We start from the raw sequence: 26301 nt of genomic DNA on the forward strand, positions 1-26301 counted from the left end.
GACAAAAGTGTAAGAAAACGAAGAAACAGGGAGGGGAAACATGGTAAAAAAGATAGATGATGAAACAATGGAAAATATCTGTATTCTTGCAAAGCTGACACTTTCAGAAGCAGAAAAGGAAAAGGCAAAGGAGGAGATGCAGAGAATGCTGGATTATGTGGAAAAACTGAATGAACTGGATACCAGCGGTGTTAAGCCTCTGTCGCATCTTTTCCCAAGTCATAATATCTTCAGAGAGGATGTAATTACCAGCCAGGACAACCGGGATGCCCTGCTTGGGAATGCACCAGAAAAGAAAGACGGACAGTTTCAGGTGCCGAAAACGATAGGATAGGAGGGGGACAGATGGGTCTGGAAACATTGACAGCCTTGGAATTGGCGGAAAAGATAAGGCAGGGACAGGTGAGTGTCCTGGATGGAGTGAAAGCTGTTTTTGAACAGATTGAGAGAAAAGAGGGAACCATACACGCATACCTGGATCTCTACAAAGAGGAGGCTTTTGAAAGGGCAGCTCAGGTGGAAAAGGGAATGGCAGAGGGGAAATATTCCGGTCCGCTTTGCGGCGTCCCGATTGCTGTGAAGGATAATATTTGTATACAGGGAAAAAGAACCACCTGTGGATCGAAAATCCTGGAAAACTTTGTTCCCTGGTATCAGGCCGAGGTAATCGAACGTCTGGAAAAAGCGGGAATGGTCATCATAGGAAAGACAAATATGGATGAATTCGCTATGGGGAGTACCACGGAGACTTCTGCTTTTGGCGTTACAAGAAACCCCAGGAATACAGATCATGTCCCGGGTGGTTCGTCAGGGGGCTCCTGTGCAGCTGTGGCAGCGTCAGAAGCGTATCTGGCACTGGGCTCCGATACCGGAGGCTCCATCCGTCAGCCGAGCGCATTCTGTGGTGTCACAGGAATAAAGCCTACTTATGGAACTGTGTCACGTTATGGGCTGGTAGCCTACGCATCCTCACTGGACCAGATCGGCCCGGTCGGGAAAGATACGGCAGACTGTGCAGCACTGCTTGAGGTCATCTCTGGATATGACCCCAAAGACAGCACTTCTCTACAGAGGGAGGATCTATGTTTTTCACAGGCTCTGGGGGGAGGAATCGAAGGAATGAGATTTGCAGTACCAAAGGAGTACCTGACAGAAGGCCTATCCCCTGAGGTCAGGTCCGCATTTATGGTGGTGTTGGAGGAGCTGGTCCAAATGGGTGCCATTGTAGAGTTTATTTCACTTAAGACGACAGAGTTTATGATTCCGGCATATTATGTGATCGCTTCTGCGGAGGCAAGCTCCAATCTGGAACGTTTTGACGGTGTCAAATATGGCTTCAGGGCCAGAGAATATGACGGACTTCATGACATGTATAAAAAAACAAGGACAGAAGGATTTGGAGAAGAGGTAAAACGCCGGATCATGCTGGGCTCCTTTGTATTAAGTTCTGGTTATTACGATGCCTATTATCTGAAGGCGCTCAAAGCAAGAGCCGTGATGAAACAGGAATTTGACCGTGCCTTTGAAAAATATGATGTGATCCTGGCCCCGGCAGCACCATATACGGCTCCCCGCCTTGGGGAGAGCCTAAAGGACCCGCTTGCCATGTACCTGGGCGATATTTATACAGTCGCAGTCAACCTCTTAGGACTGCCTGCGGTCTGTCTTCCCTGTGGAAAAGATAAGGCGGGCCTTCCGATCGGATTACAGATGATCGGGGACTGCTTTATGGAAAAGAAAATCCTGCGCGCAGCACATGCATACGAGAAAAGACGAGAGGCATTTATCAGATTCGGAAGTGAGAAAAAGCAGGTAGTATTTCCTGAAATTGCGAAAGGAGATGCAAAGGTATGAAACAATATGAGATGGTCATTGGACTGGAGGTTCACGTAGAACTTGCTACGAAAACGAAAATATTCTGCGGCTGTTCCACTGAGTTCGGCAAAGAACCCAATACGCATACCTGTCCCGTATGTACGGGAATGCCCGGATCACTTCCGGTCCTCAACAAAAAGGTCGTGGAGTTCGCATTAAGGGCAGGTCTTGCATCGAACTGCAGGATCAATCAGACCTGCAAGTTTGACAGAAAGAACTATTTCTATCCTGATAACCCGCAGAACTACCAGATTTCCCAGCTTTATATCCCAATCTGCCAGGATGGCTGGGTGGAGATTAAGACGGATACAGGAAAGAAAAAGGTACGAATCCATGAAATGCATATGGAGGAGGATGCCGGGAAACTCATCCACGATGAATGGGCGGACTGTTCCCTGGTAGATTACAACCGAAGCGGTGTCCCGCTGATTGAAATCGTATCAGAGCCGGATATGAGAAACAGCCAGGAAGTTATCGCTTATCTGGAGAAGCTGCGCTGTATCATGCAGTATGCGGGTGTGTCCGACTGTAAACTCCAGGAAGGCTCCATGCGTGTGGATGTGAATCTGTCTGTGCGCGAGGCCGGAAGTGAGAGCCTTGGCATCCGTACGGAGATGAAGAATCTGAACTCTTTTAAAGCCATTGCAAGGGCAATCGAAGGGGAGAGCGAACGCCAGATCGAGCTTCTTGAGGAGGGAAAGGCTGTCATTCAGGAAACAAGACGCTGGGATGACAACAAGGAGGCCTCCTTTGCCATGCGTTCCAAGGAAGATGCCAGAGATTACCGCTATTTCCCGGACCCGGATCTGCCTCCGGTGCAGATTTCAGACGAATGGCTTGAAACAATCAGGAAGTCCCTGCCAGAGTTCAGGGAAGAGAAAATGAAGCGCTATCAGGAAGAGTTCAAACTGCCGGCTTACGATGCAGAAATCCTTACAGAATCCAGGTCACTGGCCTCTTTGTTCGAGGAGACTGCCGTAAGCTTCGGAAATGCAAAGAAGACCTCCAACTGGTTCATGGTAGAGGTTCTGAGGCTGATGAAAGAAAGAGGCATGGAACCGGAAGAAATATCGTTTACCCCAAAACATCTGGCAGATCTGCTTTCCATGCTGGAAAGAAAAGAAATCAATTCCCAGAATGCAAAGAAAGTATTTGAACGGATTTTTGATCAGGATATTGATCCGGTCATTTATATAGAAGAAAAAGGATTAAAAATCGTAGAGGACCTGGGACGTCTCAATGAAGTCATACAAAAAGTACTGGACGAAAATCCAGGGCCGCTGAAAGAGCTGCTTGATGGCAAGGAGAAGGTCATGGGATTTTTTGTGGGAAAAGTCATGAAGGAGATGCAGGGAAAAGCAAATCCGGAAAGTGTAAGGAAGAGCCTTGCAGCCGGGATTGAAAAAGTTGGGATTGAAAAAGCCGGGATTGAAAAGAGAAAAGCGAAAGAATGAATCAATAAGGGAATAAATAAAGGTGTGAATCAGAATAATGAAGAATAGGAACAAAGGAGGTACGAGATAGATGGTTACAGTCAATAAAAATTATTTAAAGCTGCAGGAGAGCTATTTGTTTTCCAATATTGCAAAGAAGGTGGGAGCGTTCTGCGAGGCACATCCGGGGGAAAAAATTATCCGTCTGGGAATCGGTGATGTGACCCAGCCTCTGGCACCTGTGATTATCGACTCCCTGCACAAAGCGGTGGATGAGATGGCACATGCAGAAACATTTCATGGATATGCTCCTGATCTGGGCTACGAATTCCTGCGTAATGCAATTGTCAGGCATGATTATCAAAGCCGGGGATGCCAGATTGAGGCGGATGAGATTTTCATCTCAGATGGAGCGAAAAGTGATTCCGGCAATATACAGGAGATATTCGGCCTGGACAACAAGGTGGCTGTATGTGATCCGGTGTACCCGGTCTATGTGGATACGAATGTGATGGCAGGGCGCAGCGGCAGTTACTGTGAGAAAAACGAAAACTTCCATGGAATCATCTACATGCCATGCAGAGAAGAAAATGGATTTCTGCCTGAATTTCCAAAAGAAGTACCGGACCTGATCTACCTGTGTTTTCCGAATAACCCGACAGGCTCTGCAATTACAAAGCCAGAGCTGCAGAAATGGGTGGATTATGCCAACTTAAACGGGGCGGTCATTATCTATGATGCAGCCTACGAGGCATATATTTCCGAGGAGGGAATTCCACACAGTATTTTCGAATGTGAGGGTGCCAGGACCTGTGCCATAGAACTTCGCAGTTTTTCAAAGAACGCCGGATTTACAGGCGTACGTCTGGGATTCACGGTGATTTCAAAGGAACTCGTGCGTGATGGCGTCAGGCTCCATGACCTGTGGGCGAGACGTCATGGGACAAAATTCAACGGTGCGCCTTACATTGTACAGCGTGCGGGTGAGGCAGTATATTCCCTGGAGGGACAAATACAGTTAAAAGAGCAGATCGCAGCTTATATGCGCAACGCAAGAGTTATATACGAAGGACTGAAGGAGGCCGGATATGCCGTGTACGGTGGCGTCAATGCCCCTTATATCTGGCTGAAAACACCGGATTCCATGACATCCTGGGAATTCTTTGATTACCTGCTGGAGAAGGCAAAAGTAGTAGGAACGCCCGGGAGCGGATTTGGCGCTCATGGAGAAGGATATTTCCGGCTGACCGCTTTTGGAAGCTATGAAGACACAAAAGAAGCGATTGACAGGATCAGCAGATTATAGGCCGTTGTTCAGACTGGGCTGTGTGAATGTGCCAAAAGCTGCTTGACAGGACCACCCGCCAGGGGTATACTTAAAATACTTCGAGGAAAGAAGTATTTGAAAGGATGCCGTTCACAGTACGCGGTATTGTCAGATGAGGTGGCGTATGGAATTTACAATGGCAGAGATGGAAGATTGGATTTTCCAGTATATCGACAGGATCAAGGCACTGATTTCCCCCCAGACCTGGTCAAACGCCTTGATGAACTGCTCTAAGAATGAGGCGTTTGCGCTTCTCTTTTTATACCGGAGAGGGCAGGCCAATATGACACAGATTGCAGATTATGTGGGGGTGCCTCTGAATACGGCAACCGGAATCATCAACCGCCTGGAAAAGAAGGAACTGGTGAGCAGAGAGCGGAGCCACGAGGATAAGCGGGTGGTGACAATCGGTATGACAGATAAGGGAAAAGCCTGCCTAAAGGACAGTATGCAGGAGTTCCTGATTTATGGGCAGAGGCTGCTTGGCACCCTGACACCAGAAGAACTGGAGTGGGGAACAAGAATCCTAGAAAAGCTGGCTGTGGCCCTGGAAGAACCAGGAGAAGACCAAAGGGATGTAAAACCGGAGAAGAAAGTCAGAAAAATCCATATTGAATAAGAAGGAGCTTTGCAGCTCTTTCTTTTTAAAAAATACTTCGAGGAAAGAACTATTCGAAAGAGGAAATAAAAAGAAGAAGTAAGAAGAAGCAAAAAGAGAGGAGAAACTATGGCAAGGATTTTGATTTTTACAGGTAAGGGCGGTGTAGGCAAGACAAGTGTAGCAGCGGCACATGCCAGACTGTCAGCAGGCGAGGGTGTGAAGACCCTGCTGGTGAGTACCGATATGGCACACAATCTCAGTGATCTGTTTCAGTGTCCCGTAGGAAGGGAGGAAGTGCAGATCACGGAGAACCTTTACGGTCTGGAGATCGACCCGGATTATATGCTGGAACATGAATACGCCCATCTGGGTGAGTCGATTACAGCGATGCTGTCCCAGGGAAGTGAAAAGCAGGAGGTCTCTCTGGGCGATACGGTGATGATTCCCGGGATGGATGAGCTTTTTGCGCTTCTGAAGATACTGGATCTCTATGAGCAGGGGGAATATCAGAGGATTATCATAGATTGTGCGCCCACAGGGGAGACGCTTTCTATGCTGAAGATGCCGGAGCTGTTCTGCTGGTATATGGAGAAATTCTTTCCCATAGGTAAGGCAGCGATGAGGGTGCTGTCGCCTGTTTCGAATAAGCTGTTTAAAATCCAGCTTCCTGACAAGACGGCGATGAGTGAAATTGAGAAAATGTTTGTGCGCCTGATAAAGCTGCAGGAGCTTTTAAAGGACCGGGAGGTGACTTCCCTGCGTCTGGTCACCCTGCCGGAAAAGATGGTGGTGGAGGAGACAAAGCGCAATTATATGTACCTGAACCTGTATGGATATTATGTGGACGGAATTTATCTGAACAGAGTTTTACCAGAGGAGGCGGATAATCCTTTTTTCAGGGAATGGGAGGAGATACAAGGAAGGTATATTCAGGAATTAAAGGAGGTGTTTCAGGGAATCCCTATGTTGTCGATCCCCTGGTATGACAGTGAACTCCGCGGATTGGAGGCTTTGGACAGAGTGTGCCGTGAGGTACTTGCAGGGCATCCTGTATTCTCAATTATAGAACACCAGGCAGGAGAGTGCTATGGGAAGACGGACACGGGTTACCGGCTTTTGCTGCCAGTCCCACTTCTTAAAAAGGAAAAGCTGCAGGTCTATCAGTCTGCCACAGATGTCATCTTAAAGGTGGGAAATTTCAAGAGGAATATCCCCATTCCCAATACCCTGCGGGGATGGGAGATCTCTTCCGCAGGGATTCAGGAACAGACCCTTTACGTGGATTTTCGGAAAGAAGAAAGGAGCGGCTTATGAACCAGAAATTTATAGAAAATATGTTACTGGCAAAAAAATATGAAGAGGAAGCTTTTCTGGCACTCATGCCTGATACAGCGCAGAGGCATCTAAAGGTCATCATAAGGGAGACAGCCGCCATGGCTGAGGAACTGGCATTTGACGCTATAGAAAAGCTGACCGGAAGGAATGCCGCGGGAGCAGACGGAAAGCAGCATCAGGAGCCGCAGGACGGCAGGGAAAACGGCAGTGGAAATATCAAGAAGATTCATGTAGAGTGAGAGGAGAAACGTGATGAGGGTCATACTATTTACAGGAAAAGGCGGTGTGGGCAAGACCAGTATCGCAGCAGCCACAGCCTGCGGGCTGGCAGCAAAAGGGAAAAAAGTGTGCATCATGAGCACAGACCAGGCACACAGCCTGGGAGATGCCCTGGAATGCTCTCTAACTGGGGAGATTACCAGAGTGACAGAGAATCTGGATGCACTGGAAGTGGACACTGTGAAAGAAGGGGAGGAGGCTTGGGGAAGGCTTCATGGATAGATGAAAGAACTGCTTACCGCACATGCCAATGAGGGGCTGGAGGCCGAGGAGCTTCTGGTATTTCCCGGTCTGGAAGAATTGTTTTCCCTGTTTAAGATTCTGGATATTTACCAGTCAAAAGTGTATGATGCACTGATCGTGGACTGTGCACCTACCGGGGAGACACTTTCTCTGCTGAAATTCCCCCAGCAGTTCGCAAATGTGATGGAGACATACCTTCCTATAAAGAGAAAGGCAGCGAAAGTAATGGGACCGGCAGTGGAGAAAGTGATGAAGGTTCCCATGCCCAAAGAGGGTGTGTTTGATGACCTGGAAGTGCTTACCGGGAAGCTGGGACAGCTGCAGGAGCTTATGAGCAATCAGGAAGAGGTGAGCCTGCGCATTGTGACCACGCCGGAGAAGATTGTGATCCGGGAGGCAAAGCACAACTTTACCTGCCTGCAGCTGTTCGGCTATCATGTGGATGCGGTGATGGTGAACCGGATTTATCCTAAGCAGGCACTGGAGGGATATTTCCACAAATGGGAGGCACTGCAGGAGAAGAATCTGGAGGAGATAAAGGAGAGCTTCGGCCAGATTCCGGTCTATACCCTGGAGCTGCTCTGCCGGGAATTAAGAGGAGTAGAAATGCTGACAGAGACCGCCAAAAAACTGTACGGAGACAAAGATCCCCTCTCGGTTCTGGCACCGGCTTCTTTTATGACCCTGGTGCGCAGTGAGGACGGGGAATATGTTCTGAGGCTGAAGCTTACATTTGCAGAGAAGGAGAACCTGGAGCTGGAGCAGAGATGCGATGAGCTGATAATCGCAGTAAAAAATGAGAGAAGAAGACTCACACTGCCCGATGTCTTAAAAGGCAGAGAGGTGGCAGGGGCAAAGTTTGAAGAGGGAGAGCTGACTGTCGTTTTTAACAGCGAACGAACTTTTTATTGGAAATGATAAGGGCATCTGCTATAATGGAAATGTTATAAAATCAAAAGCAGTCAGGGTGAAGCCTATACCTAAAGGATGGTGAAGTTATGGCAAGAACAATCGCGATTGGTCTTCAGGATTTTCAAAAAATCAGGACAAAAGATACATTTTATATTGATAAAACAGGATTTATACGAGAATGGTGGGAGACGAAAGATGATGTCACATTGATTACCCGTCCCAGACGCTTTGGAAAAACATTGACCATGAGTATGGCAGAGCAGTTTTTTTCTATAAAATATACTGATCATGGTGCATTGTTTGACGGCCTGGATATCTGGCAGCATGAAGAGTTTCAGAAACTGCAGGGAACATTTCCGGTAATCAGCCTTACCTTTGCCAATGTAAAGGAACGTACCTTTCCAATGACAAAGCAGCGTATTGGACAGATTATTACGGATTTATATAATAAGCATGAGTTTTTGTTAGACGCACATTTTTTAACTGACGAAGAAGAAAAGTTTTTTAGAAGTGTCACCATGGATATGGATGAGACGATTGCAACAATGGCAATTCACAAGATGTCAGATTTTCTTTCCCGCTATTATGAAAAGAAGGTGATTATCTTACTCGATGAATATGATACGCCTATGCAGGAGGCCTATGTAAACGGATATTGGGAGGAACTTACTTCTTTTATGCGTAATATGTTCAATGCTACATTCAAAACGAATCCGTATTTGGAACGCGCACTTTTGACGGGAATTACCCGTGTCAGTAAAGAGTCCATCTTCTCAGACTTAAAAAACCTGAAAGTGATAACGACCACTTCCTCAAGATATGCTTCTGCATTTGGATTTACAGAAGAAGAGGTGTTATCCGCTTTAGAAAAATACGGACTGGCGGATAAAAAGGATGAAGTAAAACACTGGTATGATGGCTTTGTTTTCGGCGGGCGAAGTGATATTTATAATCCCTGGTCGATTATCAATTATTTAGACGAGAGAAAACCCGGACCTTACTGGACCAATACAAGTGGAAACAGCCTTATCGGGGAACTGATCCAGGGAAGTTCCAGACAGGTAAAAGAGTCCTTTGAAGAGCTCCTTACAGGCGGAACAATTAAGACGGAAATTGACGAACAGATTGTATATAATCAGCTTGATCTGGACGAGAATGCAATTTGGAGCCTGTTGCTGGCAAGTGGTTATCTGCGGGTGAAAAACTGTGAAATCACAGGGCAGGAATATGGCGAATGGAAACAGGTTTACGAATTACAGATTACGAACTTTGAAGTGAGAATCATGTTCCGAAAAATGGTTCAGGGTTGGTTTCATCCTGCCTCGTCCAGTTACAATGATTTTATAAAAGCACTTCTGCAGGACGATATAAAAGCAATGAATCTTTTTATGAACCGTGTTGCATTGACGACTTTTAGCTTCTTTGACAGCGGTCAGAAGGCTTCCGGACACAGTGAGCCAGAGAGATTTTACCATGGCTTTGTTCTTGGGCTTATCGTTGAACTGGCAGAGAACTATCATATCACCTCGAACCGGGAGAGCGGGTTCGGACGATATGATGTATTGCTGGAACCCAAAAAATCCAGTCTGGATGCTATGATATTTGAATTTAAAGTGCAGGATACGGAGGAAGAGAAGGAATTATCGGATACGGTTATCGCTGCATTGAATCAGATAGATGAGAAGCAGTATGCATCGGCGCTGATCGATAAAGGAATTCCGGAGAAGCACATCCGTAAATATGGGTTTGCATTCAAGGGAAAAGAAGTATTAATAGGAAGAAAATAAGTGTTCACTTTGCGCTGTCTCGCTGGCAGCAGGATTTTTTTCGAAAAGCAAACTTAGACGAGGTGTTAATCAAGATGGAAGAGACAAACTGTAGTAACAACGAAAACAATAATGCTCAGCCCCCTTATAATTCCAGTGCCTACAGCAACTTTGCTTCTGTGTACGACACGTTCATGGACAATGTACCCTACGGGGAATGGGGCGAATATCTGCACGCGCTGCTTGAGGAATATGGAATTCATGATGGCCTTGTAGTCGATCTGGGCTGTGGTACAGGTACGATGACAGAGTATCTGGCGGAAAAAGGCTATGACATGATCGGTGTGGACAATTCCTCGGACATGCTTGCCATTGCCATGGAGAAAAAGATAGAATCCGGGAAGGACATCCTGTATCTGATGCAGGATATGCGCGAGTTAGATCTGTATGGAAGCGCCCGCGCGATTGTCAGCATCTGTGATTCGGTAAATTATATCACAGAACCAGAAGAACTCTGTGAAGTATTCCGGCATGTGGGAGAGTTTCTGGATGATGACGGGTTTTTTATTTTTGATTTTAACACAGACTATAAATACCGTGAAGTCATCGGGGAACAGACGATTGCCGAGAACCGTGAGGATTGCAGTTTTATCTGGGATAATTATTATTATGAAGAAGAACGAATCAACGAATATGAGTTGAGCCTGTTCATTCGGGATGAGGATTTGTCAGGAGAAGACGGGGATGTTTTCCGGCGGTATCAGGAGACGCATTATCAGAGAGGATATATACTCAGTGAGATGGAGGAGCTGATCCGGTCAGCGGGAATGGTGCCGGTGAAGGCTTATGACGCGTTTACAAGAGACGAACCTTCGGAAACGAGTGAACGGATTTATATGATTGTGAAAAAAGGAGAAGTGTGATGAAAGATTATATTGTAAGAGCAACGGCTGCGAATACACAGATCCGTGCGTTTGCGGCATCTACGACAGAATTGGTGGAGCAGGCAAGACAGCACCACAATACCAGCCCGGTGGCAACGGCGGCGCTGGGACGACTGCTGACAGGCGGCGTGATGATGGGAAGTATGATGAAGAACCCGACAGATGTCCTGACACTGCAGGTGCAGTGCGGCGGACCGATTGGCGGTATGACAGTCACTGCGGACAGCCAGGGGAATGTGAAGGGATATGTGAACAATCCGGATGTCCTTCTTCCACCTAAGAATGGCAAGCTGGATGTAGGCGGTGCACTTGGACCAGGATTTTTGAATGTTATTAAGGATATGGGACTCAAAGAGCCATATTCCGGGCAGACTATTCTTCAGACAGGGGAGATCGCGGAAGATCTGACGTATTATTTTGCTACATCCGAGCAGGTACCGTCCTCTGTGGGACTTGGAGTGTTGATGGAAAAGGACAATACCGTAAGATGTGCAGGCGGATTTATCGTCCAGGTCATGCCGTTTATCGAGGATGAGGTCTTAAATAAGCTGGAAGAAAATATCCAGAAGATCCAGTCTGTGACTGCCATGCTGGACAACGGACACACACCAGAAGAGATGCTTGACCAGGTTCTGGAAGGGCTGGATGTTGAGATCGTGGATACCCTCCCGGCACAGTTTTACTGCAACTGCTCCAAGGAGCGGATTGAGAAGGCGATCATCAGTATCGGAAAGAAAGATATCCAGTCCATGATCGATGATGGGGAAGATATCGAAGTGAAGTGCCATTTCTGCAATACGGCTTATAATTATACGGTGGATGAGCTGAAAGAACTCTTGAAGAAGAGCAGATAAAAGGCAAAGAGAAAATCAGTGAAGAAGAATCAGTATTTTGGACAAGGAGGCTGGAAATGAGACAGGGATTTGTTAAGGTGGCAGCGGCAACGCCTGATATCCGCGTAGCAGATGTCAGATATAATACGGAGAAGATCTGTGAGGCAATCGAGGCCGCAGCAGACGAGAGAGCCAAGATTGTGGTTTTCCCGGAATTATGCATCACAGGATATACATGTGAGGATTTGTTTACACAGGAGGTGCTCCTACGCGAGGCGAGAGCCGCTCTTCTGGAGATCGCAAAGTTTACGGCGGATAAGGATATTCTGGTATTTGTTGGTGTTCCGCTCAGTGTGGACGGGGAGCTTTACAATGTGGTTGCAGCGCTGAACCGCGGTGAGGTGCTGGGACTGACGACAAAGACATTCCTTCCGAATTACGGGGAATTCTATGAGATGCGTCATTTTACTCCGGGACCGGACTCTGCCAGAAGGATTATGTTTGAAGGAAATCTGGTACCATTCGGACCTCAGCTTCTTTTCCAGGCAACTACTATGGAAGAACTGATTGTGACTGCGGAAGTCTGTGAGGATGTCTGGTCTCCGATCCCGCCAAGCATCGAGGCGGCAATGGAGGGGGCAACTGTGATCGTGAACTGTTCTGCAAGTGACGAGACAGTCGGAAAAGATAAGTACCGCAGGGAGCTGATTGCCGGACAGTCAGCAAGACTGATTGCAGGATATGTATATGCCAATGCAGGGGAAGGCGAATCTACTACGGACCTGGTATTCGGCGGACATAATCTGATTGCTGAAAACGGTGGCGTGCTGAAAGAATCAAAGCGCTTTAGAAACGATATAATTTACTCGGAAATTGATATCTTTCGTCTGGTTGCGGAGCGCCGCAAGAATACGACGTTCAAAATGGCAGCAGGACGTTCCCTGATCAGGGTGCCGTTTTATCTGGAAATCGAGAAGACGGAGCTGACCAGACATTTCCCGAAGATGCCGTTCGTTCCGGCGAATGAGAAGGAACGTGCAAGACGGTGTGAGGAGATCCTGAACATTCAGGCCATGGGGCTGAAAAAGAGACTGTCACATACCCGTGCGAGAAGTGCTGTTGTGGGAATTTCAGGAGGTCTGGATTCCACCCTTGCGCTGCTTGTAACGGCAAGGGCATTTGATATGCTGGGAAAAGACAAGAAGGATATCGTGGCGGTCACGATGCCATGCTTTGGAACAACGGACAGGACCTATCAGAATGCCTGCAAGATGACGGTACAGCTTGGAGCAACGCTCCGCGAGGTACCGATCGCCGAGGCGGTCAGTGTCCATTTCCGCGATATCGGGCATGATCCAGAAGACCACAGCGTGACCTATGAGAACTCCCAGGCTAGGGAGCGGACACAGGTGATCATGGATATTGCCAATGAGATGGGCGGAATGGTCATCGGAACAGGAGATATGTCAGAACTGGCGCTGGGATGGGCAACCTATAATGGGGACCATATGTCCATGTATGGGGTGAACGCTTCCGTGCCGAAGACGCTGGTAAGACATCTTGTAAAATATGCGGCTGATGTGACAACAGACGAGTCCTTAAAGAAGGTGCTCTATGACGTGCTTGATACTCCGGTCAGCCCGGAACTTCTGCCTCCGAAGGACGGAGATATCGCACAGAGGACGGAGGATCTGGTCGGACCTTACGAGCTTCATGACTTCTTCTTATACTATATGCTGCGATTCGGATATGCACCGAGCAAGATCTACAGGCTGGCTGTACGGACCTTTGAGGACAGCTATGATACGGTTACAATCCTGAAATGGCTGGAGACCTTCTGCCGGAGATTTTTCTCACAGCAGTTCAAGCGTTCCTGCCTGCCGGACGGACCGAAGGTCGGTACGGTTGCGCTTTCTCCGAGAGGGGATTTACGGATGCCGAGTGATGCATGTGTTGCGGTCTGGCTGAAAGATCTGGAGCATATTTCGCTGATGGATTAAAAATGTTAATTTCTGGGTTGACAGAAAAATAGATAAATGCTAGGATAAAAATAAGAAAAAATTATATAATATGACCAATACTTATATAGGTTCATAATCGGATGGACGTTTCTACCAACTACCGTAATAGTTGACTATAAGTATCTGCGGAGACATCTCTGTAGTTGCTTATAGTCATTTTTTTGTGATTTTCTTTATTACGGAGATGGGAAAGGGGACTGTAACGATGAATGAATCTATTTTTATTTTGAAAGGAAATCTGGTTTTCAGCAGGAGCGTGGAAGAACTTGAGATCAGGGAGCACAGCTATCTTGTCTGCAAGGACGGACTCGTGGAGGGGATCTATGAGACCCTGCCGTTTGAATATGGAGGGTATCCGGTCACGGATTATGGTGACAGCCTGATTATTCCGGGACTTGTGGATCTGCATGTACATGCACCGCAGTACTCTTACCGGGGGTTAGGGATGGATATGGAACTTCTGGAATGGCTGGAGACGAATACATTTCCGGAGGAGGCGAAGTTCCGTGATCTGGAATATGCCCGCCAGGCATACAGTATATTTGTAGAGAATCTGAAGAAGAGTGCGACGACGAGGGCCTGCATTTTTGCGACAGTACACAGGAAAGGGACACTTTTGTTAATGGATCTGCTTGAGGAGTCAGGGCTTTGTACGATGGTCGGTAAGGTGAATATGGACCGGAACTGCCCGGATTATCTGAGGGAGACAGATGCAGAGGAATCTGCCACGGAGACAGTGGAATGGATCAAGGATGTTCTGCATAAGAAGTATCAGCATACAAAACCAATCCTGACGCCTCGTTTTACACCCTCATGTACGGATGAGCTGATGGAGAAGTTAAAGATGATCCAGATGCGTTATGAACTGCCGCTGCAGTCACATTTGTCAGAGAATCAGAGCGAGATCGCCTGGGTGAAGGAATTATGTCCGTGGTCTGAATTTTACGGAGACGCATATGATAAGTTCGGACTCTTTGGTGTGGACTGTCCGACTGTGATGGCCCATTGTGTATATTCGGATGAGAGGGAGACTGCCAGGATGAAGGAGAATGGTGTGTTTGTTGCACACTGTCCAGAGTCGAATATGAACCTGGCATCTGGTGTAGCTCCGGTCCGAAAGTTTTTGGACGAAGGGGTTCACGTAGGATTGGGGAGCGATGTGGCAGGAGGCTCTACAGAGAGCATTTTCACAGCCATGTCCCATGCGATCCAGGCATCCAAGCTCCGCTGGAGGCTGTTTGATGATTCGTTAAAACCGCTGACGGTAGAGGAAGTCTTCTATATGGCAACAAAGGGCGGTGGAGAGTTTTTTGGGAAGGTAGGAAGTTTTGAACCCGGCTATGAACTGGATGCCATCGTGCTGGATGATACACGTCTTATGCATCCGCAGCCACTGGATGTGAAGAAGCGTCTGGAGAGATTGATCTATTTTTCTGATGACAGAGAAATCATGGCAAAATATGCGGCAGGAGTTCAGATATTCTGATAATACCAGGGGCAGAAGTTCGTGCGTTTCAGGCTCGCATGAAAAAGTATGACTTTTGGACCCAGCATCATTCTAATAAAATAATTTGGAGGTGGAACTATGGAAGAGAGGGAACATGCAGTAGGGAAAAATGTGAAGCGTGTGGATGCCTTTGAGAAGGTGACCGGGCGTGCAAAGTACACGGACGATCTGTGCGACAAGAGTGCATATGTGGCGAAGATCCTTCACTCTACTGTGGCACATGGAATCGTGAAGTCTGTAGATACTGCGGAGGCCGAGAAGATTCCGGGAGTTGTGAAGGTGGTAACCTGTTTTGATGTCCCGAAGTATTATTTCCCGACAGCAGGGCATCCGTGGTCAACGGAGCCAGCACATCAGGATGTGTCAGACCGGCTGCTTTTACAGGAGCATGTCCGGTTCTACGGGGATGATGTGGCAGCTGTGGTAGCGGAGAATGAAGTCGCGGCTGCACAGGCTGTGCGTGCCATCAAGGTGGAATATGAGGAACTGCCGTTTGTACTGGATGTGCAGAAGGCCATGGAAGATGGGGCACCGCAGATTCATGAGGAGTTTCCGAACAATATCTTAAAGCATACGTCAATCCGCAACGGGAATTATGAGGAGGCCAGGAAGGAACCGGGCCTGATCAAGGTGGAAGGCTGGTATGATACACCGACCGTACAGCACTGTCATATTGAGAACTTTATCTGCTATTCTTATATGGAGCAGGGGCGCATGGTCGTGGTATCCTCCACACAGATTCCGCACATCTGCCGGAGAGTCGTAGGGCAGGCGCTTGGCATCCCATGGGGGAAGGTAAGGGTAATTAAGCCTTATATCGGCGGCGGATTTGGCAATAAGCAGGATATCCTGTATGAGCCGCTCTGTGCTTACTTAAGTACCGTGGTCGGCGGCAGGCTGGTGAAGCTGGATGTGTCCAGGGAGGAGACCTTTGTTTCCAACAGAGTTCGCCATGCCATCCGCACACATATCATTTCCTATGTAAGGCCGGACGGAAGCTTTGCGGCAAGGAAGATCGAATGTTTCTCAGACCAGGGAGCCTACGCTTCCCATGGACACAGTATTGCGGCTAAGGGAATGGGAGCGTTTCCACAGTTATATCCATGCCCGAATGTGGAGGGCGATGCCTATACCGTCTTTACGAATAAGTCTGTTGCCGGGGCTATGAGAGGTTATGGAATCCCACAGGCAATGTTTGCAGTTGAGAGCCATACGGATGATGTGGCAAAGGCAGTGGGGATGTCACCTTTTGAATTCCGGTGGAAATATCTGATGCCGAAGGGATTTACGGATGGTTTCTCCAAGAATGTGAATTATTTTGATACCTTCCATCAGTGCATGGAAAAAGGAAAAGCTTACATAGATTATGACAGGAAGATGAAGGAATATGCGGACCAGACCGGAGAGATCCGAAAGGGAATCGGTGTGGCGGCATTCTGGTACAATACCGGAGTATGGCCGATCTCACTGGAAACATCTGCCTGCCGTATGGTGCTGAACCAGGATGGCTCGATTCAGGTCCAGGTCGGTGAGACAGAGATCGGGCAGGGCGCGGATACCGCTTTTGCACAGATGGCTGCAGAGACGGTAGGAATTCCGGTGGATATGGTGCATGTTGTGACGAACCAGGATACAGATGTCACACCGTTCGGCACAGGAGCTTATGCATCGAGACAGACATATATGGCGGGATTCTCCATCAATCAGACGGCAGCTCTTTTAAAGAACAGAATTCTGGAAGCGGCCCAGGAGCTGACCAGGCATACGAAGGAAAGCCTGGATGTTGTAAATGGAAATATTATCCGCAGAGGAGACGGAGAAGTTCTGATGAGCCTGGCAGATTTGGCTTTGGAGAAGCTGTACAGTCTGACGAATAATGGGCATCTGACAGCAGAGAGCTCTTATCAGGCAAAGACGAACGCTTACTCTTTCGGATGTACGTTTGCGGAGGTAGAGGTAGATATTCCGGCATGCAGGGCTACCTTGACGAATATTGTGAATGTGCATGATGCAGGACAGCTGATCAATCCGTCACTGGCTCTGGCACAGGTTCACGGCGGGATGAGTATGGGAATCGGCTATGGACTCTCTGAACGGTTGATTTTTGATGAGCGCACAGGAAAACCTCTGAACAATAACCTTCTGGACTATAAGCTTTCGACCTTTATGGATCATCCGCACCTGGAAGGGCAGTTTGTGGAAAACTATGAGCCGACCAGTGCATACGGTACAAAGGCCCTGGGTGAGCCGCCGGTATGCTCCGTGGCACCAGCGATCCGTAATGCAGTACTGATGGCGACAGGGGTAGCAGTGGATGAGATTCCATTAACACCGCATATCCTGTTCAAACGGTTCAAGGAAGAGGGACTCGTATAAAAAGGCTGGGCGCAGCTTTTGTGCTGTCATGGCAGCATAGGAGAAATGGAAACGCCCCGGAAGGAGGATTTTGAATCATGTATGATATGAAGGCATTATACGAGGCGGAGAGCGTGCCTCATGCGATACAGTTATTACAGGAGCATCCAGAAGCCCAGATCATTGCCGGCGGAAGTGATGTTCTGGTACAGATGAGAGAAGGCAAGCGCGCAGGAGTGGAGCTGGTAAGTATTTACGGGCTGGATGAGCTGCGCGGGGTGAAGCTGGAGGAGGACGGTACGATCCGAATCGGATCTCTGACCAGTTTTTCACACATCACAAAGGACCCGGTCATTCAGGAATACATCAATGTACTTGGAGAGGCTGTGGATAAAGTCGGCGGACCGCAGATCAGGAATATCGGGACCATCGGAGGAAATACGTGTAACGGTGTGACTTCCGCGGATTCTGCGTCTACGCTGTTTGCATGGGATGCAGTCGTGGAGCTGACAGGACCGGATGGAATCCGTAAGGTGCCGATCCGGGAATTCTATATCAAGGCAGGAAAGGTTGACTTAAGACCTGCGGAGATCCAGACGGCAATCCTGATACCGAAGGCAGCTTACGAAGGATATCATGGCCATTATATCAAGTATGCCATGAGAAACGCGATGGATATCGCAACGCTGGGCTGTTCGGTCAATGTGAAGCTGTCAGAGGATAAGAGTGTGATCGAGGATGTCAGGATCGCATACGGTGTGGCAGGGCCAATCCCGATGCGTGCACTTCATGCAGAAGAGGCAGGAAAGGGGCTTTTGGTCAGTGAGGCTTCCATTGAGACAATCGGGGATACCGTTCTTGAGGATGTGACGCCGCGCGACAGCTGGCGGGCAAGTAAGGCATTCAGAGAGCACATTGCAAAGGTTTTATGTAAACGTGCACTGAAAGAGTCAATCAGACTGGCAGGAGGTGTTGTTCATGAGTGAGAAGCATTATAAACTGGTAAGATGTACGATCAATGGGGAAGAGCGCGAGGTCATGGTGGATGTGAGAGCGTCCCTGACCGATATGCTCCGCAATGACTACCGCCTGACCAGTGTGAAGAAGGGCTGCGAAGTAGGAGAGTGCGGGGCATGCAATGTCATCATAGACGGAGAGTGCTTTAACTCCTGTATCTATCTGGCTGTGTGGGCGGACGGCAAGAATATCCGTACCCTGGAGAGTCTGATGGGACCTGATGGCGAGCTTTCCGATATCCAGCAGGCATTTATCGATGAGACGGCGGTACAGTGCGGATTCTGTACACCGGGCGTGATCATGAGTGCGGTGGAGATCCTGGAGTCTAAGAAGGAATATACAAGGGATGAATTACGGAAACTGCTGTCCGGGCATCTGTGCAGGTGCACGGGGTACGAGAACATCCTCAATGCGGTGGAGAAGACCATGTACAGAAGACTGGGGAAAGAATTTCCGGAGTATTTGAAATAGGAAACGTGAAATAGGGTATCTGGTTGTATTAAGTGTAAAAATCGGTTATACTTTTTGGTAAAGAGTGTAACCGATTTTTTAAATCTCATCAAGGAAGTAGTGGGGCGGATTCCGAATATCCGCTTTGAATGATAGAGAATGAATATAATTGTATGAAGAGAGTTCTTGAAAGCAGGTGGCATCATGGGAAATTATTTGAATCCTGGTAACGAAAAATTTAAGATGGATATCAGTGCTGAGATCTATGTCGATAAGACTGGTCTGCTTGAATACTGCAACAAAGTAATCTGTACACCGCAGCGCTTTATTAGTATGAGCCGTCCGAGGCGTTTTGGAAAGTCAGTGACAGCGAATATGCTTGCGGCATATTACAGCAGAGGATGTGATTCCTATGAACTTTTTTTACCATATGAGATAGCAAAGGCAGAATCTTTCGCGAAATCTTTAAATAAGTATGATGTTTTGTTTTTAAATATGCAGGAATTTCTAAGCCAGAGCGGCTGTATGGATGAGATGCTGACATTGTTAAAAAGGTCTGTCTTATGGGAATTACTAGAAGAATATCCAGATTTCAGGTATTTTGATTCTACGAATCTGATGCGCACGATGCAGGATATTTATAGCAGGACAAAGATACCGTTCGTGGTTATTATTGATGAATGGGACTGCATTTTCAGAGAATACAAGATGGACTCAGATGCACAGAAAAAGTACCTGGATTTTCTCAGGGATCTGCTCAAGGACAGAGGTAATATCGCCCTAGGATATCTGACAGGAATTCTGCCGATCAAAAAATATGGAACCCACAGTGCTCTGAATATGTTTGATGAGTTTTCTATGACATTTGCGGGTCCGTTGGGGAAATATGTAGGATTTACGGAAGAAGAGGTCAGGAATCTTTGTGAAAGTTATCAGATGGATTTTGAGGAAACCAAGAAGTGGTATGATGGGTATTATCTTGAGGATGTCGGATCGATTTATAATCCAAAGTCTGTTGTGAGTGCAATGCAGTTTCATAAGTTCCAGTATTATTGGAATCAGACAGAGACATTTGAAGCGTTGCGTACTTATATAGATATGAACTTTGAGGGATTGAAAGATGATATTATCAGCTTGATGAATGGAAACGGAAAAGTTTCTATAGATACAAGAAGTTTTACAAATGACATGGTAACGTTTCACTCAAAGGATGATGTTATGACTCTGCTTGTGCACCTGGGGTATCTGGGATACAGGAGTGAGTCAGAACAGGTCTTTATTCCAAATCATGAAATATTGAATGAATATGTGACAGCAGTGAGTAATTCTGATTGGGGAGAAGTATCACGGGCGCTTAAAAATTCACGTGAGGCATTGGATGCTGTGCTTTCGAAAAAGGAAGAAGTTGTTGCCAATGCGATTGCAGAGGCTCATTATGAAACCTCTCATTTGCAGTATCATGATGAAAATGCATTGAGCTATACAATTTCACTTGCCTTATATGTAGCACGGAATTATTATACAGTATTCAGAGAATTACCCACAGGTAAAGGATTTGCCGATCTTGTGTACCTGCCCAGGAAGCAGTTTGGAAACTATCCTGCATTGGTGGTCGAACTGAAATGGAACCGGGATTCAGAAGGAGCAATTGAGCAGATAAAGAGGAAAGAATACTGTAGAAGCCTGAGTGATTATCAGGGAAAAATTCTTCTGGTCGGGATTAATTATGATAAAAAGACAAAGGAACATCAGTGTAAAATAGAAGAATGGGAAAAATAGTTCGATATAAAAAACAGAAGCCGTCATCAGCAGCTTCTGTTTTTTAACATGATTTTATTCCATTCTATTCCTTCGGAGCCGGTTCCGGATCGGTCTCTTTATCCTTCGGAAGGATAATGTTAAGCAGTACTGCCAGCAGTGTCGCGATGACAACCGGTGATTTCCCGAAGATCATTACGAACCAGTCCGGGAAGGTTGCGAGTGCGCCATTTGCCTGGGAGATTCCCATTCCAAGTGCAGCTGCGAGTCCGACGATAGAAGTGTTCCTAAAGGACATATTTTCGGAGGTGATCAGTTTCATACCCGTCATGGCAATGGAGGCGAATACGGAAACTGTGGCTCCTCCGAGTACACAATAAGGAATCGTAGTCAGAACGGATGAAAACTTCGGAATCAGTCCTGCAACCAGTAAGATCACGGCTGCAAGTCCGAGTACGCAGCGGTTTACGACCTTTGTCGTTGCCACGATACCTACGTTCTGGCTGTAAGTTGCGGTCGGAAGTCCTCCTAAAAGAGCACCGAGGATATTGGTGATACCATATCCTACGATTCCGCCCTGGAGTTCGTTGTCTGACGGCATACGGTTCAGACCACCGCTTGTAGTAGCTGAGAAATCTCCGATGGCCTGGATGGAGTTGATGGCAAATAATAAGCCGATCGCCACGCAGGAGGAAACTTCAAATTTAACACCAAAGTGTAACGGCATTGGAAGCTGGAATGCAGATGCCTGTGAAATGGCTGTAAAGTCGACCATTCCAAAGAACAATGCTACGATATATCCTCCGATGATACCGATGAGGATGGAAGCCAGTTTCCAGATTCCTTTTCCATAGTGGTTCAGGACAGTTACAATGACCAGTGTGATGATCGCAACGAGCCAGTTCTGCCAGGAACCATAATTCGGGCTTCCCACGCCGCCGGCCATGTAATTGATGGCCGTTGGATACAGGGAAAGTCCAATGGTGAATACGACTGTTCCGGCAATCAGAGGCGGGAAGAAGCGGCGGATCTTTTTTATAAAAATACCTACCAAAATTGCTACACAACCGCCGACGATCTGTGCCCCTAATATTGTCGGAATATCAAAATCAGATGCTATGGACTGCATGCTAGGCAGATATGCGAAGCTGACGCCCATAATAACCGGAAGTCCTGAACCAATGGCGAGCCATTTTGTCCTGAAAATAGGAAATAGCTGAAGCAGTGTGGACAATGCTGACACAATCAAAGCTGCCTGGATGAGGATTACGGATTCTTTTTCGCTTAGGCCGCCTACCCCGGCAACGAGGATGGCAGGTGTGACACAGCCCACGATCATAGCCACAACGTGCTGCAGGGCCAGTGGAAAGGCCTGTTTAAAGCTTGGCACGCCGTTTAAGTCAAATATAGTTGAGTGGGTCACCTCATTTTTCACGATTATATCCCCCTTTAAGCCTGACTGATTCTGGTACCTGTTGTCCCCTTGATTCCGTCTTTTGCTTTTTCAAGTAATGTGATCAGAGCCTGGCGTCCTGGTGCGGATTCTGCAAATTCGACAGCAGCCTGTACTTTTGGCAGCATAGAACCAGGTGCAAAGTGCCCTTCAGTCATGTACTGTTTTGCTTCCTCTACGGTAATCTGATCCAGCCATTTTTCGTCCGGTTTGCCATAATTGATCGCCACCTTTTCAACTGCTGTCAGGATGATCAGGAAATCTGCATCCAGTTCGCGGGCGAGCAGGCTGCTTGCAAAGTCTTTGTCAATTACTGCGCTGGCACCTTTTAAGTGGTTCCCCTGACGTGTGACTGGGATACCGCCGCCGCCGCAGGCAATGACAAGATCACCGGATTCTACCATGGTGCGGATCGTTCCGATCTCAACAATCTCCTGTGGTCTTGGGGATGCGACAACACGTCGATAACCACGTCCGGCATCTTCCTTCATAAGATAGTCGTATTTTTCAGCCATCTCATCAGCCTGCTCCTTACTCAGGAACCTTCCGATCGGCTTGGATGGATTCTGGAATGCAGGATCATCTTCATCCACGCGTACTTGTGTGATCATAGTTGCAACTGGGATATCTGTGATGCCTCGGTTCAGAAGCTCCTCACGCAGCGCATTTTGTAAGTCATATCCGATGTATGCCTGGCTCATAGCTACACAGACGGACAGCGGAGTGTTTGGCTGCTGTGGGTCCTCATGGGTCAGTGCAAGCATAGCATTATTCACCATTCCGACCTGCGGGCCGTTGCCGTGTGCTACCACGACTTCACAGCCTTCCTCAATCAGGTCTACGATGGCGCGTGCGGTAATCTTTACCGCTGTCATCTGTTCCGGGAGGGTATTGCCTAAGGCATTCCCTCCGAGAGCGATGACGATCCGTTTCTTTTTCGCCATTTTCATTTCCTCCGATACTACTCGCGCCGGATTATTCTCCTACATACGCGATGGTTTCTACTTCACATAAAACTCCCTTTGGCAGATCTTTTACTGCTACACAGGAACGTGCCGGTTTTCCAACAAAATATTTTGCATAAATCTCGTTGAATGCTCCGAAATCACCCATGTCTGCAAGGAAGCAGGTCGTCTTTACTACATCTTTGAATTCAGCGCCCTGGCTCTCAAGAAGAGCTTTAATGTTCTTCATGACCTGTTCAGTCTGCTCCTGAATCGTGCTGCCAACGACTTCTCCAGTCTCTGGTGAAAGCGGAATCTGTCCTGAGAAGAAAGCGATTCCATTTACTACCATTCCCTGGGAATATGGTCCGATTGCTGCTGGTGCGTTTTTTGTTTCAACATACTTTAACATGTCAAATACCTCCTAAAATTTTTTCTTTTCCATGATACCATAAACAGTAAACACGGAAAAGACGTAGTTTACTGTTCAGGTACGCGGCTGATATCTTAATCAAATACTCTTGGAGTTCCTTTTTCTTCCAGTTTCTTTAAAACATCTGCTGGATCTGCAAATTTTGCAAGGAAGATCATAGCAGCGATGATGTATGGTTTGAAGCTTGCCTCTTTGTAAAGCGGAGTTCTGTAGCGGTCGAATACGCTTGCGTCAACTTCACCTGTCTCACAGCTTACGCCTGTGATATCAGCTGGCAGGCAGTGCATGTAGAGTGCTTTGCCGTCTTTTGTTGTAGCCATCAGTTCTTCTGTACAAGCCCAGTCTTTGTGCTCTGCGTTCTGTGCAAGCAGTTCCTGCTCCAGCTTGTTGATTCCGTCAAAGTCGCCGTTTCCATACAGTTCTGTACGTTTTTCCATAGCAGCAAATGGAGCCCAGCTCTTTGGATATACGATGTCAGCATCCTTGAATGCTTCAGCCATGTCATTTGTCTTTGTGAATGTACCGCCTGATTTCTCAGCGTTCTTGGCTGCAACAGCTTCTACTTCAGGGAATACCTCGTATCCTTCCGGATGAGCCAGGACAACGTCCATACCGAAACGTGTCATCAGTCCGATGATTCCCTGTGGAACAGAGAGAGGTTTTCCATAAGAAGGTGAGTAAGCCCATGTCATAGCAAGCTTCTTGCCTTTCAGATTCTCAACTCCGCCGAACTCATGGATGATGTGGAGCATATCAGCCATAGCCTGTGTCGGGTGGTCGATGTCGCACTGCAGGTTCACAAGAGTAGGTTTCTGCTCTAAGATGCCGTCTTTATTTCCCTGAGTCACAGCATCAACAACTTCGTGCATGTAAGCATTTCCTTTTCCGATGTACATATCATCACGGATACCGATAACATCAGCCATGAAGGAAATCATGTTAGCAGTCTCACGTACAGTCTCACCATGAGCTACCTGTGATTTTCCTTCGTCCAGATCCTGAACTTCCAGTCCAAGCAGGTTGCAGGCAGAAGCGAAGGAGAAACGTGTACGTGTAGAGTTGTCACGGAATAAAGAGATTCCAAGGCCGCTCTCAAATACCTTTGTAGAAATGTTGTTCTCTCTCATGAAACGAAGAGCATCAGCTAAAGTAAATACAGCCTCCAGTTCATCATCTGTCTTTTCCCATGTTAGGAAAAAGTCTCCATTGTACATTTCCTTGAAGTTTAAAGAGTTCAGCTTGTCGATATAATCCTGTAAAGTTTTCATAGTATAAATCCTCCTAAATTTTAAGAATATTCTGAACGCAGCATGAGCGAAGCGACCTGCGTTCATGAGCAAGTAGCGAAGCGGATTGCGAATGTCCGCTTTCCTGGTGTGCAAAAGGGTCAGACCCCTCTGCAAAGGGCTCTGTCCCCTTTGCAGCAGTCGTCAAATGTAATCGTGTTTCTTATTTGCAGTAAAGTGTCGGCAGTGCAGCGTATACAGCAGCGCATACAACGAGATCCTGTTTCCATGTTTTCTCGTTTGGAGCGTGTGCCTGTGCCTCAGCGCCAGGTCCGAAACCGATGCATGGGATTCCATTTCTTCCCATGATGGAAACGCCGTTTGTGGAGAAGGTCCATTTGTCAGTAAGTGGACGTGCTTTTCTCATTTCCTCTGTCTCAGCTGTTCCGATTCTTGTCTCTCCATAGAGGTTCGTGTAAGCTTCTTCCAGAGCCTTTGTTACCTTGTGGTCTTCCGGAATTACCCATGTCGGGAAGTAGCACTCGATCGGGTATACACATCCTGTGTAGGACGGACGGTCATAGTTGTACATGGATACAGTCACATCGTCACCGTATTTCTGTACGCTTGGAAGTGCACGGATCTCATCCAGGCAGCTTTCCCATGTCTCGCCTGCTGTCATACGACGGTCCAGTGAAACGGAGCAGGAGTCAGCTACTGCACAGCGGCTTGGAGATGTAAAGAAGATCTCGGATGTTGTAACAGTTCCTCTTCCAAGGAAACGTGCTTCTTTCCAATCCGGATTGTACTTCTCGTCTAACATCTTAACAAGACCTTTGATTTCTGTTGCGTCATCAGCATCGTTCTCATTGAGTGCACGGACATCCTGGAGAATGTCAGCCATCTTGTAGATCGCATTGTCACCACGCTCAGGAGCGGAACCATGGCAGGAAACACCTTTGACATCCACACGGATCTCCATACGTCCGCGCTGTCCACGGTAGATTCCGCCGTCTGTCGGCTCTGTAGATACTACGAATTCAGGGCGAACCTTGTCTTCGTTGATGATGTACTGCCAGCATAAGCCGTCGCAGTCTTCTTCCTGAACAGTTCCTGTTACGAGGACTGTATACTGATCGCTCAATAAGCCAAGATCTTTCATGATTCTTGCGCCATATACTGCAGAAACAATACCGCCGCACTGGTCAGACACACCACGTCCGCCGATCTCTTCGTCATTCTCATATCCTTCATATGGATCGAAGGTCCAGTTGTCGATATTACCGATACCTACTGTATCGATGTGAGCATCGAAACCGATGATCTTTTCGCCTGTTCCCATGTAGCCGAGTACGTTGCCCTGTGGGTCGATGACTACCTTGTCAAATTCGAGTTTTCTCATCTCTTCTGCGATACGCTCGATGTGAGCTTTTTCGTCACAGCTCTCACCTGGGTTCTTTACGATCTCGCGTAAAAATTTTGTCATGTCAGCCTGATAGTTTTGTGCAGCCTCTTTGATTTTGTTGAAATCCATTCTTTTAATCTCCTTTGCATTTTTCATTGATTAGAATTGAATTTGATTAGTTACT

21 protein-coding genes, 1 pseudogene and 1 riboswitch are annotated in these 26301 nt (G+C 47.4%); of the genes and pseudogenes, 17 read left to right on the top strand and 5 right to left on the bottom strand.

The genetic code is table 11. The features are described 5' to 3' along the window. Nucleotides 1-40: 40 nt before the first annotated feature. The 17 genes and pseudogenes from gatC (at nucleotide 41) to HGO97_RS17900 (ending at nucleotide 20677) form a co-directional block, all read left to right on the top strand. Nucleotides 41-334 carry an Asp-tRNA(Asn)/Glu-tRNA(Gln) amidotransferase subunit GatC gene (gene gatC, locus HGO97_RS17820; RefSeq protein ID WP_216244282.1) on the top strand — a complete coding sequence of 98 codons (294 nt, stop codon included), beginning with the start codon at nucleotides 41-43 and terminating at the stop codon, nucleotides 332-334. A gap of 11 nt (nucleotides 335-345) precedes the next feature. Continuing rightward, nucleotides 346-1854 carry an Asp-tRNA(Asn)/Glu-tRNA(Gln) amidotransferase subunit GatA gene (gene gatA, locus HGO97_RS17825; RefSeq protein WP_216244283.1) on the top strand — a complete coding sequence of 503 codons (1509 nt, stop codon included), beginning with the start codon at nucleotides 346-348 and terminating at the stop codon, nucleotides 1852-1854. Then, nucleotides 1851-3329 carry an Asp-tRNA(Asn)/Glu-tRNA(Gln) amidotransferase subunit GatB gene (gene gatB, locus HGO97_RS17830; protein WP_216244284.1) on the top strand — a complete coding sequence of 493 codons (1479 nt, stop codon included), beginning with the start codon at nucleotides 1851-1853 and terminating at the stop codon, nucleotides 3327-3329. Before gatA ends, gatB begins: the two co-directional genes overlap by 4 nt. Nucleotides 3330-3399: 70 nt before the next feature. After that, complete coding sequence (locus tag HGO97_RS17835) at nucleotides 3400-4614, top strand: LL-diaminopimelate aminotransferase (RefSeq protein ID WP_216244285.1); 1215 nt, start codon at nucleotides 3400-3402, stop codon at nucleotides 4612-4614. 145 nt (nucleotides 4615-4759) lie between these two features. Further along, nucleotides 4760-5254, top strand: a complete 495-nt coding sequence (locus HGO97_RS17840; protein ID WP_216244286.1) for a MarR family winged helix-turn-helix transcriptional regulator — start codon at nucleotides 4760-4762, stop codon at nucleotides 5252-5254. 108 nt (nucleotides 5255-5362) lie between these two features. Then, nucleotides 5363-6550, top strand: a complete 1188-nt coding sequence (locus HGO97_RS17845) for an ArsA family ATPase (protein WP_216244287.1) — start codon at nucleotides 5363-5365, stop codon at nucleotides 6548-6550. Next, nucleotides 6547-6810, top strand: coding sequence for a hypothetical protein (locus tag HGO97_RS17850; RefSeq protein WP_216244288.1), 264 nt, complete (start codon nucleotides 6547-6549; stop codon nucleotides 6808-6810). Before HGO97_RS17845 ends, HGO97_RS17850 begins: the two co-directional genes overlap by 4 nt. Before the next feature lie 13 nt (nucleotides 6811-6823). Further along, nucleotides 6824-8011 (top strand): annotated as a pseudogene (locus HGO97_RS17855) (ArsA family ATPase). Nucleotides 8012-8091: 80 nt separating this feature from the next. Beyond that, the gene (locus HGO97_RS17860; protein WP_216244289.1) at nucleotides 8092-9792 is read left to right on the top strand and encodes an AAA family ATPase; all 1701 of its coding nucleotides are present in this window, start codon (nucleotides 8092-8094) and stop codon (nucleotides 9790-9792) included. A gap of 173 nt (nucleotides 9793-9965) precedes the next feature. After that, complete coding sequence (locus HGO97_RS17865) at nucleotides 9966-10694, top strand: class I SAM-dependent DNA methyltransferase (RefSeq protein ID WP_246597564.1); 729 nt, start codon at nucleotides 9966-9968, stop codon at nucleotides 10692-10694. After that, on the top strand, nucleotides 10694-11569 hold the full coding sequence (gene hslO / locus HGO97_RS17870; RefSeq protein WP_216244291.1) for an Hsp33 family molecular chaperone HslO: 876 nt from the start codon (nucleotides 10694-10696) through the stop codon (nucleotides 11567-11569). Before HGO97_RS17865 ends, hslO begins: the two co-directional genes overlap by 1 nt. Nucleotides 11570-11625: 56 nt before the next feature. Beyond that, complete coding sequence (locus tag HGO97_RS17875; protein ID WP_216244292.1) at nucleotides 11626-13548, top strand: NAD(+) synthase; 1923 nt, start codon at nucleotides 11626-11628, stop codon at nucleotides 13546-13548. A 61-nt stretch (nucleotides 13549-13609) separates the two neighbouring features. Then, a riboswitch (purine riboswitch) is annotated at nucleotides 13610-13705 on the top strand. A 69-nt stretch (nucleotides 13706-13774) separates the two neighbouring features. Continuing rightward, the gene (locus tag HGO97_RS17880) at nucleotides 13775-15055 is read left to right on the top strand and encodes an amidohydrolase family protein (protein ID WP_216244293.1); all 1281 of its coding nucleotides are present in this window, start codon (nucleotides 13775-13777) and stop codon (nucleotides 15053-15055) included. 99 nt (nucleotides 15056-15154) lie between these two features. Next, nucleotides 15155-17452: a xanthine dehydrogenase subunit XdhA gene (xdhA, locus tag HGO97_RS17885; RefSeq protein WP_216244294.1), complete on the top strand. Its 2298-nt coding sequence runs from the start codon at nucleotides 15155-15157 to the stop codon at nucleotides 17450-17452. A 77-nt stretch (nucleotides 17453-17529) separates the two neighbouring features. Continuing rightward, a complete protein-coding gene (gene xdhB / locus HGO97_RS17890) occupies nucleotides 17530-18417 on the top strand; it encodes a xanthine dehydrogenase subunit XdhB (RefSeq protein ID WP_216244295.1) in 888 nt (295 codons plus the stop codon). Then, on the top strand, nucleotides 18410-18919 hold the full coding sequence (gene xdhC / locus HGO97_RS17895) for a xanthine dehydrogenase subunit XdhC (protein WP_216244296.1): 510 nt from the start codon (nucleotides 18410-18412) through the stop codon (nucleotides 18917-18919). Before xdhB ends, xdhC begins: the two co-directional genes overlap by 8 nt. 183 nt (nucleotides 18920-19102) lie before the next feature. Further along, nucleotides 19103-20677, top strand: coding sequence for an AAA family ATPase (locus HGO97_RS17900; protein WP_216244297.1), 1575 nt, complete (start codon nucleotides 19103-19105; stop codon nucleotides 20675-20677). A 64-nt stretch (nucleotides 20678-20741) separates the two neighbouring features. Here the strand turns inward: HGO97_RS17900 and HGO97_RS17905 are convergent, their stop codons facing one another. The 5 genes from HGO97_RS17905 to HGO97_RS17925 all read right to left on the bottom strand — a co-directional run bounded on the left by HGO97_RS17905 (nucleotide 20742) and on the right by HGO97_RS17925 (nucleotide 26246). Next, nucleotides 20742-22091, bottom strand: coding sequence for a uracil-xanthine permease family protein (locus HGO97_RS17905; protein WP_216244298.1), 1350 nt, complete (start codon nucleotides 22089-22091; stop codon nucleotides 20742-20744). Between the two features lie 14 nt (nucleotides 22092-22105). Further along, a complete protein-coding gene (gene arcC / locus HGO97_RS17910) occupies nucleotides 22106-23053 on the bottom strand; it encodes a carbamate kinase (protein WP_216244299.1) in 948 nt (315 codons plus the stop codon). A gap of 31 nt (nucleotides 23054-23084) precedes the next feature. After that, the gene (locus HGO97_RS17915; RefSeq protein ID WP_216244300.1) at nucleotides 23085-23465 is read right to left on the bottom strand and encodes a RidA family protein; all 381 of its coding nucleotides are present in this window, start codon (nucleotides 23463-23465) and stop codon (nucleotides 23085-23087) included. A gap of 95 nt (nucleotides 23466-23560) precedes the next feature. Next, nucleotides 23561-24754, bottom strand: coding sequence for a knotted carbamoyltransferase YgeW (gene ygeW, locus HGO97_RS17920; protein ID WP_168866704.1), 1194 nt, complete (start codon nucleotides 24752-24754; stop codon nucleotides 23561-23563). Between the two features lie 181 nt (nucleotides 24755-24935). Beyond that, nucleotides 24936-26246: a YgeY family selenium metabolism-linked hydrolase gene (locus HGO97_RS17925; RefSeq protein ID WP_216244301.1), complete on the bottom strand. Its 1311-nt coding sequence runs from the start codon at nucleotides 26244-26246 to the stop codon at nucleotides 24936-24938. Between the last annotated feature and the right edge of the window lie 55 nt (nucleotides 26247-26301).

Source organism: Faecalicatena faecalis (assembly GCF_012524165.2).
GTDB classification, from domain to species: domain Bacteria; phylum Bacillota; class Clostridia; order Lachnospirales; family Lachnospiraceae; genus Faecalicatena_A; species Faecalicatena_A faecalis.